The organism is Clostridium mucosae (assembly GCF_024622765.1).
Taxonomy (GTDB): Bacteria; Bacillota; Clostridia; order Clostridiales; family Clostridiaceae; genus Clostridium.
Window position 1 is genome coordinate 1 of sequence record NZ_JANKAF010000034.1, and the last position, 12,038, is coordinate 12,038.

Annotated in this window: 9 protein-coding genes and 1 pseudogene; 8 read left to right on the forward strand and 2 right to left on the reverse strand. The window is 26.1% G+C overall.

Features of this window, described 5'->3' with window-relative positions:
• Window positions 1-122: 122 nt before the first annotated feature.
• Window positions 123-538, forward strand: a pseudogene (locus NSA50_RS18910) (NAD-dependent malic enzyme); the annotation flags it as partial.
• Between the two features lie 1,098 nt (window positions 539-1,636).
• Complete coding sequence (locus NSA50_RS18915; RefSeq protein ID WP_195263095.1) at window positions 1,637-1,795, forward strand: hypothetical protein; 159 nt, start codon at window positions 1,637-1,639, stop codon at window positions 1,793-1,795.
• A 51-nt stretch (window positions 1,796-1,846) separates the two neighbouring features.
• Here NSA50_RS18915 and NSA50_RS18920 read toward each other — a convergent pair whose 3' ends face one another.
• Window positions 1,847-3,667, reverse strand: coding sequence for an LTA synthase family protein (locus tag NSA50_RS18920; RefSeq protein WP_257447914.1), 1,821 nt, complete (start codon window positions 3,665-3,667; stop codon window positions 1,847-1,849).
• 339 nt (window positions 3,668-4,006) lie between these two features.
• On the opposite strand from NSA50_RS18920, the gene NSA50_RS18925 reads away from it, so the two are divergent.
• The 3 genes from NSA50_RS18925 (at window position 4,007) to NSA50_RS18935 (ending at window position 9,542) form a co-directional block, all read left to right on the forward strand.
• Window positions 4,007-5,965, forward strand: coding sequence for an OPT family oligopeptide transporter (locus NSA50_RS18925; RefSeq protein WP_195428193.1), 1,959 nt, complete (start codon window positions 4,007-4,009; stop codon window positions 5,963-5,965).
• A 17-nt stretch (window positions 5,966-5,982) separates the two neighbouring features.
• Window positions 5,983-6,336 carry a PqqD family protein gene (locus NSA50_RS18930; protein ID WP_195263098.1) on the forward strand — a complete coding sequence of 118 codons (354 nt, stop codon included), beginning with the start codon at window positions 5,983-5,985 and terminating at the stop codon, window positions 6,334-6,336.
• Window positions 6,337-7,202: 866 nt separating this feature from the next.
• Window positions 7,203-9,542, forward strand: a complete 2,340-nt coding sequence (locus NSA50_RS18935; protein WP_257447919.1) for a glycoside hydrolase family 31 protein — start codon at window positions 7,203-7,205, stop codon at window positions 9,540-9,542.
• 80 nt (window positions 9,543-9,622) lie between these two features.
• Here NSA50_RS18935 and NSA50_RS18940 read toward each other — a convergent pair whose 3' ends face one another.
• Window positions 9,623-10,279 carry an NAD(P)H-dependent oxidoreductase gene (locus NSA50_RS18940; protein ID WP_195263100.1) on the reverse strand — a complete coding sequence of 219 codons (657 nt, stop codon included), beginning with the start codon at window positions 10,277-10,279 and terminating at the stop codon, window positions 9,623-9,625.
• A 146-nt stretch (window positions 10,280-10,425) separates the two neighbouring features.
• Between NSA50_RS18940 and NSA50_RS18945 the strand changes: the two genes are divergently transcribed.
• The 3 genes from NSA50_RS18945 to NSA50_RS18955 all read left to right on the forward strand — a co-directional run bounded on the left by NSA50_RS18945 (window position 10,426) and on the right by NSA50_RS18955 (window position 12,030).
• Window positions 10,426-10,770: a winged helix-turn-helix transcriptional regulator gene (locus tag NSA50_RS18945; protein ID WP_195263101.1), complete on the forward strand. Its 345-nt coding sequence runs from the start codon at window positions 10,426-10,428 to the stop codon at window positions 10,768-10,770.
• Between the two features lie 223 nt (window positions 10,771-10,993).
• Entirely contained in the window at window positions 10,994-11,539 is a 546-nt protein-coding gene (locus tag NSA50_RS18950) for a glutathione peroxidase (protein ID WP_195263102.1), read from the forward strand.
• Between the two features lie 17 nt (window positions 11,540-11,556).
• Window positions 11,557-12,030 carry a glutathione peroxidase gene (locus NSA50_RS18955; protein ID WP_195263103.1) on the forward strand — a complete coding sequence of 158 codons (474 nt, stop codon included), beginning with the start codon at window positions 11,557-11,559 and terminating at the stop codon, window positions 12,028-12,030.
• Window positions 12,031-12,038 lie beyond the last annotated feature (8 nt).

A 12,038-nucleotide genomic window follows, 5' to 3' on the forward strand; every position in this document is an offset into this window, starting at 1 on the left:
AATTTCTATAAGCGTAATTAATAACAAGATTAATTTAAAAATTACTTAGGTCTTAAATAAGACAATTCTATTGAATGAAACATAAAAAAAATCTATTATACATAGGAAGGAGTGGATATTTTATGAAAGAAAAAAGTTTGCAAGCACACGAAATGTGGAAAGGAAAAATAGAAGTTATAAGTAGGTGTCCTGTAAAAAATAATGAAGATTTAACAATTGCATATACTCAGGTGTATCATATCCGTGTCTAGAAATTGAAAAGGATAAAGATGCTTCATATAAATACACGAGAAGATCTAATTTAGTTGGTGTAATTACTGATGGAAGTGCTGTATTAGGACTAGGTAATATTGGATCTTTAGCTGCAATGCCTGTTATGGAAGGAAAATGTGTATTATTTAAAGAATTTGCTGGTGTAGATGCTTTTCCTATTTGTATTAACAATAATGATGTTGATGTATTAGTAAATACTATAAAACTAATAGAAGGTAGTTTTGGAGCAATAAATTTAGAAGATATAAGTGCACCACGTTGTTTCTAAATAGTACGTAAACACTAAAATTTTTAATTACTTTATAGAAAACCCATTCTAAGTAACTTAACATAGGTTTTTAACTTGATAATATTCTTATAAAATCAATAAAAATATCAATATAAAATTTCTATTAAATTAATATCTTCTATAATATCAATAAATAATTAAAAGGCTTTTTGCCATATGAAATATATTAGTATAAGTATAACAAAAATTAAAACCAAAAGTATAAATTTTTTCAAACTTAATTTATGCTTTAAAAGCATTATAACAATTTCAAGCACAAGGACTAGCATAATTCCTTTTAAACATAATTCAAAAAATAACAAAGGAAATAATAAAAAATAACTTGTAAACTTAAAAAAAGATGCAAAGAGAATTATAGATAAACTTAAGATTATAGTTACTATTAGTGGAAATAACTTATATTTTAATGATTTGTACTTTTTAAAAGCAAAAAATTCGAATAATAAGAATAATACTAATAAAATTAATTTTAGAATATGAATTAAATTGTACAATATTAATCCTCCTATACGTGAATACAAAAACTATAGTTTTTATATAGTATTATAAATTTTCATAATACATTAATTACTAGAACATATTAAGATGTAATAAAAAATTTTTTAATATTTCTATTTGCATAATATATTAAAAATAAAGCTATAGTTAAAAATACTGTTGTAAAAGCATATTCTTTTATATTATTATTAATTAAATTTTTTATAAACTCAATTAATAGTGAAAATCCTAGAGAATTTTCAAATACAATTTCTAGTTCGATAGGATTAAGTTTAAAGTGTTTAAAATATGAAACTAGAATTTCTTTAAATGATTTGACTTTTGATAAGGAGTATTTATTTATATTCACTAAAAAGTCATCATGTAAAAATGGAATATACAATAAATTGATAAGATAAATGTAAATTACTCTTTTAGTTATAAAAAAAGATAAAACATTAAGTATAGATAAAATATAAATTTTCCTAATAATAATCACCTTCTATAACAAAATAATGTATAATTAGTAAGTAATATACATTATATCATAGATTGATAAATATGTAATATATTTAGAAATTGTTAAGGGAAAAAATTATGATTTTTAATTACAAATTTGAAAATGACTTTGTTGAAAATAGTAAGTTTAAAGTTATAAATTATAAAGAAGTTATTAGATTTATAAAAATCATAAGAAATACTATCTTTATGATAAAGACTAATAAAGGTGATTATAAGATTTCAGTTGCGAAATAAAAAAATACTGCCGGTTATTAAAATATCGGCAGTATCTTAATTATACTAATTTTATTTACTTATTACATCAAAGTAATTACCTTCAATGATATTATCTGCAATTTTAAACACATCTTTTAAATGTTTTTCTTCATATGCATCTTTTGGAGTACCCATAATATCTCCATTATTTAATATAGTTGCATTTCTATCTGTATTAACTAAAACCCTACCCATAGATGTATTATCAAATTTAGACCTTTCAACACCTAAAAGATAAGAAATTGTAGGTAAGAAGTCAACTTGTCCACCTGCTTTTGAAATAGTGTTAGCTTTTATATCTTTATTATAAATTATAAAAGGTATTTTCTTATCATTTTCTTGCCACCAATCTTCATTTAATGGAGCATCTTTAATTTCTTCTTCATAGAATTTATGAACACCACCATGATCTCCATATATCATTATAACTGTATTATCTAATTGCCCATTCTTTTCAAGTTCATCAATAAATAGTTTTATTGCTTCATCTGCATATCTTACACTTTGGAAATATCCACCTAACATATTATCGTCCAATTCTTTAGGTAGATCTAATAACTTTTTATCTTCTGGCATTTCAAATGGCCCATGACTTGTTAAAGTAGCAATGAAAGTATAAAATGGTTGATTTTCTGATTTTATCTTATCTGCAATTTGTTTTAAGTATGATTCATCAGATAACCCAGGTCCAATAACTTCGTCAACATTAAACTCATTTATATCCCAAAGTTTATCTGCGCCAAAAGATTTATGAGGCTCAGCCCAGTTCCAACTTCCAGGTAATTCTGCATGAGTTGAAATTGTTGTATATCCCTCGTTGTTTAGTATATTTTGTAAACTATTATACTTTGTCCAAGGATATGTTGGGAATGTACTAGTTTCTCTAATAGGGAAAACGGATGTATTAACCATCAAATCGCAATCAGAACTAGTTCCAGAATTATTTTGCTCATAAATATTATCAAAATGTAAGCTTTCTGAAAGTAATTTATTTAAAGTAGGTGTAATTTCTTGTCCATAAACCTTTTGATTTATAACAAAGTTTTCTAAGGACTCAACTTGAATAGCAATTAAGTTTTTATCCTTAAGCATCCCGAAATATTCATTATCTGGAAGATCTTCTTTATTATTATCAAACCAAGTTTGTACATCATTAATATCTGAATTTGATAACTCTTTATTTCTTCCCATAAAGTATTTTAAGTCGAATCCATGATATCCTAAAGGACTCATATCACTAAATGTTTGAAAAGGAGCCCAAGATAATCTTAAAAATGATTGTCCGGGTATTTTACCTTTTATATCAATTATATAGTGAGAAATAAAAATGATTAATGCACTTAATGAAAATACTATAGCAGTTTTCACGATTCTTAATGATAGTCTTGAATTATCATTATACTTTCTTAATTTGTCAAATTTAAATAATATAAAGAAAGCTATAAAATCAACAACAAATAATAAATCTACAGCCCTAAAGTTTATTAAACTCTTTCCAATAGGATTAAATATTTCTGGATGAATTAAATGTCTAATTGATAAGAATGTTCCATTATTTCTGTAGTACCATATATCTGCAATAAATAATAATGTAATGATTACATCAATTATTAATGCTGTCCACATTTTACCTTTATATTTAAATAAGAACATAATACTCAATATTAATGTTATTATAAGTAAATGTGCTCCTATAGCAGGAACTCCAAAATACATAGTGGCAAAATTTATACTAGATGAATTTGTAGTTCTAAGCATTGATAATAAAAGCATAGATTTTACTTGAATTATAAATACCATAAGTATAAATAGCCAATTATTTAATGCTATTTTTTTAATTTTATCTTTCATATACTTTCCTCCGAAATAAACTATTTCTACTCAATTTATTTTATCTTAAATATAGAATTAACGCCATATAAAAATTATTATGTCAAAGAAAAGTAATAATTAACTTTAAACAAGTATTATGTTTACACTTTTTAACAATAAATGTATAATTATACTTGAAGGGAGGATAAATTTAAAGTTATAAAAGAAATGTAATAGTTATACAATGAGGTGATTGTTAGTAGAGTTAGAAAAAAGAAATGTAAATAGAATATTTGACGGAAAATATATAAAAATGTTGCTATAAGATATACGATGATTTATAAAACTTACAATTATTTAATTTAGGGAGGAATCATTATGTCTCAAAAAAATAAGCTTTCTCATGAAGCTTATGGTGGAATAAACGGGGAAAATTACAGTCCTTATGTTTCAGTTAAGGATGCGTTACCAGAATTAACTATAGCATCTATATTAGTTGGATGTTTCTTTGCTGCAGTATTTGCAGCAGCCAATGTATATTTAGCATTAAAGGTAGGTATGACTATTGCAGCTATAATCCCTACTTCGATACTTGGAACAGCTCTACTATATTTATTTGGACGAAAAAGTATTTTGGAATCTAATATGGTAGCAGGAATAGCTGGTATAGGAGAATCTCTAGCAGGTGGTATTGTATTCACATTACCTGCCATTGTAATATGGAATGGAGAAATTTCTCTTTTACAAATAGTTACAATAACAATTTTAGGTGGAATTTTAGGTATTTTGTTTGTTATTCCTTTAAGAAAATATCTTATGGTTGAAGAACATGGAAAGTTAGCCTTTCCAGAAAGCATGGCTGCATCTGAAGTTCTTGTTAATTCAACTGTAGGTGGGACTGGCCTTAAAAGTGTTATAACTGGTTTAGCTGGTGGTGGGATATATAAATTTTTGTCAGGTGGACTATTATTATGGTCTGAAAGCCCAACATGGATGATTAATATCTCACAAAGCGGTAAATCTATATTTCAAAGTATGGTTGGTGTTGATGCCTTAGCTTCTCTCCTAGGAGTAGGTTTTATAGTTGGAACAGAAGCTGCACTTTATATGTTTGCAGGTGGTGCAATAGCTTATTTCGGACTTATACCATTAATTAAATTCTTTGGTTCTGGAGCTGCAGCAGCAGTTTTCCCAGCAACTGTTCCAATTGCAGAAATGACTGCTAGCGCTATTAGAGGTGAATATATAAGATATATTGGTGCTGGAGCTGTTGCAGCAGGAGGATTTATAAGCCTTGGAAAATCAATTCCTATAATATTTAGATCCATGAAAGCTGCTTTCTCAGGTATGAAATCTTCAGGAGAAAATGTAAAAAGAACTGACAAAGACTTGCCAATGACTTGGGTAATTGGCGGAGCAGCATTAGTATTTTTATTATCTTGGTTGTTACCGATTACAGGAATTCATCCGGTAGGAGCTTTATTAGCAGTATTATTTTCATTTTTATTTTCTGTTGTATCTGCAAGAATATGCGGAATTATTGGAGCATCTAACAATCCAGTATCTGGTATGACAATAGCAACTTTATTGTTTATAACTGGAATTTTAAAAGCTATAGGAGTTGTTGGTAATAGAGGTATGATAATGGCTTTACTTGCTGGAGCTATAGCTTGTGTTGCAACTGCTGTTGCAGGGGGAACTTCTCAAGCTTTAAAAACTACATTTATATTAGGAGGAACTCCTAAAAATATTGAACTTGGATTAATTGTTGGATTAATAGTTTCAGCAGTTGCAGGAGGTGCTGCAATGTTGTTATTAATCAATATTTATGGTATTGGAGGGGAAACTGGTCTTCAAGCACCACAAGCAACTCTTATGTCAATGGTTGTTCAAGGTGTTATGGATGCACAATTACCATGGACTTTAGTTTTAGTAGGAGCTGCAATAGGTATTGCAATTGAAATATTAGGACTACCTGTATTACCAGTTGCATTAGGAATATACTTACCGATAAATTTAAGTATTGGAATTTTAGCTGGTGGTATAGTTAGAGTTATAGTAGATAAGAAATTTAAACATGATGAAGAAGTAAAGAAAGAAAAAGTTGAAAAAGGTATATTAATATCTTCAGGTCTAGTTGCAGGGGATGCTTTAATTGGTATTTTAGTAGCAGCATTAACAGGCTTTGGACTTAATGAAGTTGTTGGTATAGGACCTAAGTTCTTACCTGCATTAGCTGAAAGTAAAGAGTTTGCATTAGTTATGTTTTTAATTCTAATTTATTTAGTATATAGATATATTATAAGCAATAAGAAAAAGGAAAGTAAAGCTAATTAAATTATTGGAGAATAATAATGTTTAATAATAAAAGTAAAAAACAAGAAAACTTCTTACTTTATATACCAGTAAAAAACCATAAAACTTTTGAAGAAAAAAACAATAGAGTATATTTAATATTTCATCATGATAAATTAGCAGAAAGAATAGCTAGAAAGCTATTTAAAAAGCCAGCTATTACCGATATAGAATTAGATGAATTAGGAAGCGAAGTCTGGAGATTAATTGATGGAAATAAAAATATTCTTCAAATAATTGAAAAAATGAAAGAAAAATTTGGACAAAAGTGTGAACCTATTAATGAAAGATTAATTTTATTTATTCGCTATTTGAATAAAAGAAACTGGATAAATTTTAAGAAAAGCATATAATTTAAAAAAGCTAGAGTTAAATACTTCTAGCTTTTTTAAATTATATTTCCATTGCTACCATGGTCTAAAAGTAATAGGCATAAAGAAATTCATAATAGACAAGTATTTATTATAGGCTTTTACATTATAAAAATGAGTCATGCTTAAATGATTAAATAGAGTAGAATAAGAATTAACTGCAACTGATAAAATGATAAGGCATTCATTATGGATAGAGGCTATAGGCGTTTAAATTAAAGGATTAATGAAGGTTTTATAAATTATTTTATAACAATAGCATTAACAATTAAATATAATATACTATCATTAATTATAAGGAGTTTTATTATGGAAAGTCCCTAAGTTAACACCTTTGATAGTTTTTATATTTTGTTCTGCTATAAATGAAAATTTAAACTATATTGATTATTTGTATAATAGATATAGGAAGGGATTAGAAAACATAAATAACAATGAAAAAATTATTAAAGTAAATAAAAATATAAAAGAAGTTTTAAAAGATTTATTTAAATAAATCTAAAAAGTCTTAAGGATAATAGATCCCTTAAGACTTTTTCTATTATCTCAATAGAAAACAAGAAAAAACAGACAAAATTAATATCTATAAAATGTGCAAAGTAACAATTATATAAAAATAGCAATTTTGTTATACTTTTTGATGTTATTATACAAGAAATAACTAGTAATTTAATTTATAATATGATTGTAGGTAGAAAAATTAAATATTATATATGAATTCAATTTTGTTATTTTACTTTAAATTAAGAATATTAACTAAAAAATACAGTTAGATTTAATTATGTAAACTATTAATTGAAACATATATACTATAGAAAATATAATTATTTAGAATAGAGGGTGATTTAATGTTGGGTAAACTACTAGATTATGAAGTGAATAATAAAGAAATTATATTAAAGTATGAAAAAAATGAAGCTATTATAACAATTATTAATGATGGAGTTGTTAATTTTTTTGTTCCATTTTATAGAAAAGAAAGAAATTCTAAGGCCGTTGAAAATTTAAATTTAGAAAGTTCTAGCCTTTCAGTAGAAAAAATTAAAGATACTTTAAATATAGTAACAGAAAAATTAAAAATTGTTGTTAACGATGATTTTAAGATAGATATTTATGATAAAAATGAAAAGGTTTTATGTAGGGATTACAGAGGTGAAAGAAGTCCATTTAAAAGAAGAGGAAATGATCTTGAACTTGCAGCTGAAGAAGGACATAGTTTAAATGGACATCAAGATCTTAAGGTTTATGTAGCAAAGACAATGGAAGATGATATGTATTTCTACGGCTTAGGAGAAAGAACAGGATCTTTAAATAAGAAAGGGTATCATTATAGAAATTGGAATACTGATAATCCAAGTCCTCATGGAAAAACGTTTGAGCAATTATATAAATCAATACCATTTCTAATATCAATAAAAGATAAGGATGCATTTGGAATATTCTTTGACAATCATTTTGAAAGTCACTTTGATATGGGAAAAGAAAATTCAGAATACTATTATTTTGGCGCTGTAGAAGGTAACTTAGATTATTACTTCATGTATGGACCAGAAGTGAGAAACGTAGTAAATGAATATACAAAACTTACAGGAAAGACTCCGCTTCCACAATTATGGACATTAGGATATCAACAATGTAGATGGTCATATGCTCCAAAAGAAAGAGCATTAGAAATAGCAAAAGCTTTTAGAGATAAAGGCATTCCTTGTGATACTATTTATTTAGATATAGATTATATGGATGGCTTTAGGGTATTTACTTGGGACAATAAAAAATTTGAAAATCCAAAGGAATTTACGGATGAACTTAAGAATATGGGATTCAAAGTTGTTACAATTATAGATCCTGGTGTAAAAATAGATAAAAAGTATAATATATATGATGAAGGAATGAAAAATGACTATTTTGCAAAAGACAAAGATGGAATAGTATATAAAAATAAAGTTTGGCCAGGCGATTCAGTTTATCCAAACTTTATGAGTACAGATGTTAGAAAATGGTGGGCAAAAAATCAAAAAATTATGATGGATCTAGGTGTTTCAGGAATATGGAATGATATGAATGAACCAGCTAGTTTTAATGGACCATTACCAGATGATGTTGTTTTTAATGAAGATGGATTAGAAGTTACTCATAAAGAAATACATAATATATATGGACACATGATGAGTAAAGCTACTTATGAAGGAATAAAAGAAACTACAAATAAGAGACCTTTTGTAGTTACAAGAGCATGTTATGCTGGTACTCAAAAATACTCAACTATTTGGACTGGAGATAATCAAAGTACATGGGAACATTTAAGAATGTCTATTCCTATGTTAATGAATTTAGGTTTAAGTGGAATGAGTTTTTGTGGAACAGATGTTGGTGGCTTTGGACATGATTGTACTGGTGAGTTATTAAGTAGATGGGTACAAATAGGAGCATTTACACCATTATTTAGAAATCATTCAGCAATGGGAACTAGAGATCAAGAGCCATGGGCATTTGATAAAGAAACAGAGGCAATTAATAAGAAGTATATAAATCTTCGTTATAAGTTTCTTCCTTATCTATATGATTTAATGTGGAAGTGTGAAGATACTGGGGCACCAATTATTAGACCTCTTCTATTTGAATATCAAAGTGATAAAAATACTTATGAAGTAAATGACGAATTCCTTTGTGGAGATAGTATTTTAGTATCCCCAGTAGTTGAACAAGGTATGAGACAAAAACTTGTCTACTTACCAAAAGGAAGTACATGGATAGATTTTTGGACTGGTGAAAATTATAATGGAGGGCAGTATATAATAAAAGAATCTCCTTTGAATATTTGCCCTATATTTATAAAAGCAAATTCAATTATTCCAATGAGTATAGAACAAAATTATGTTGGTGAAAAAGAAAGTAATGAGTTAATTTTAAATATATATTTAAATGAGGATAAAAATGAGTTTAAATATATTCATTATAATGATGATGGGGAAAGTTTTGACTATAGAAATGGAATATATAATGAGTATGAAATAATTGTATCTAACAATGAAAGCATAGATATAAAATTTATAATAAAGAAGAATAATTATGTTAATAAGTATTCTAAAGTTAAGTTTATAATTAATAGTTTAAAATTAAATAAGAAAGTAACATTAAATGGTAAAGAAGTTAGTTTAAATAATAATTTTGTAGAAATGAATATATAAGAACTAAATGCTAGTAGACTTAGAAATATCTACTAGCATTTATTTAAGTATTTTTTTATTTATATATGATAGATATTCTATTATTTAACGAACTCAACTACATCTTCAAAAGCTCTTCTAGTTTTTGCTGTAGGATTTTCGTTTCTATATCCTAATGCTAACATACATGAAATGTTAAAGTGATTTGAATCCATAAGATTTCTACCATTTAATATTTTAGTAACAGCTTCAGCATCATATCCACCTATAGTACAAGAGTCAACTCCAATTAAAGCTGAAGTAGTTAACATTGTACCAAGTGCAATATATGCTTGTTCTCTAGAATAATGGTTTATTTCTTTTTCATTATTTTTAAATCTATTATCATTTACATCTTTTATCATCTTTAACATTATATCTGCAACTTCTTTTGGTAAATGTTTATCTTCATTAAATAACTTAGTTAAATATTCAGAATCTGCTTTCAAATCATTTGCAGTTCTATTTAAAAGTATTACTAAATGGCTACAAGAAGGAATTTGCTTTTTTCCACCTAAAGCAACAGTAGCTAATTCGTTTTTAAGTTCTTCATTAGATATAACTAAGAATTTCCAAGGTTCAATACCAATTGAACTTGGAGATAATCTACCACTTTCAAGAATTAAATTTAAGTCCTCATCCTTAATTTTTTTGTTTTTATCAAATTCTTTACAAGCAAATCTATTATTTAAAGCATTTAAAATTTCAGTATTGTTCATATTAAACTCTCCTTTATAAATTAATTGTTATAAACTTTACAATTTAAATCATAATATATAAACTAGTATAGTGAATAAGATATATGAAAACAAGTAGGCAAATTTTCTTTAGTTAGTTACAAAAAAGTAAGTAATGGAGGATAAATATGAGTAATTATATTGGGAAAAAGGAAATAAATGAAGAAGTTGTTAAATATGCTTTAGATATATTATCAGGCAAGTGGAAGCTAAAAATAATGATAGAAATTTGGAAAAATGAAAGCATACGTTTTAACCAGTTAGAAAAAAATATAGATGGTATATCTAGTTTAATGCTAACAAGGTGCCTTCGTGAGCTTGGTGAATATAAAATAGTAGAAAGAAAGCAATTTAACGAAATACCTCCACATGTAGAATACTCTTTAACAGATATTGGAAAATCTATTTGTCCAATAATACATTCATTAGAAGAGTGGGGAAATAAGGTTAATAGTGAAAGTAATAAAAAATAATGTATATCCATCGATGATATACATTATTTTTATTTTATACAATTTTTTAAAAACTATACTTTATTAGAGTTTTACTATATATACTATCTAATAAAATATATTAAAATATTTTTTATTATGGATACAGTTGACTTTTAAAATAAAAAGAGATAATATAAATACAAAAATATTAATTGTATAAAATTAAATTTTAAGCAATATGAAATAAATGGAGGAATAATAAATGAATTTTTACGATTTTAATGCTAAAGATATTGATGGAAAAGAAATAAACATGAGTGAATATAAAGGCAAAGTAGTTTTAGTAGTTAATACTGCAAGTAAATGTGGCTTTACTCCTCAATATGCAGATTTAGAAAAATTACACAAAGAATTTAATGAAAAAGGATTAGAAATCTTAGGATTCCCTTGTAATCAATTCTTAGAACAAGAACCTGGAAATAATAAAGAAGTTAAAAGTTTTTGTGAAATAAACTATGGGGTAACCTTTAAATTATTTGAAAAGATAGATGTAAGAGGACTTTCTGCACATCCAATATTTAAATTTTTATGTGAAAAAGAGTCTTTTAAAGGGTTTGATTTAACTAAACCTAATGGAAAATTATTAAATAGTATATTAAATGAAAAATTCCCAGAATATTTAATTGATGATTCAATAAAGTGGAATTTTACAAAATTCCTTATAGATACAGAAGGTAATGTTGTAGGAAGATTTGAACCAACAGTAGATCCTCTTGATATGATTGAAGATATAAGAAAATTACTATAATTAAAGGAGATAAATTCATGAGTTTTTATGATTATTCTGCAAAAAATATAGATGGAAAAGAAATAAATATGAGCGATTATAAGGGGAAAATAGTTTTAGTAGTTAACACAGCAAGTAAATGTGGCTTTACCCCTCAATTAAAAGATCTTGAAGAAATTTATAAAGATTATAAAGGTTTAGGAGTAGAAATACTAGGTTTTCCATGTAATCAATTCTTAAATCAAGAACCTGGAGATAATGAAGAAGTTAAAAACTTTTGTCAACTAAATTATGGAGTTACATTTAACATGTTTGAAAAAGTAGATGTGAATGGAAGCAATACTCATCCTATATATAAATATTTAAAAGAACAAGAAAAGGGACTCTTAACAAAAGATATTAAATGGAATTTTACTAAATTTCTAATTGATAAAGAGGGGAATGTTATAAAAAGATATTCACCAACAACATCTCCTTTAAAAATAAAAAATGATATAGAAAAGATATTATAAAATAAAAC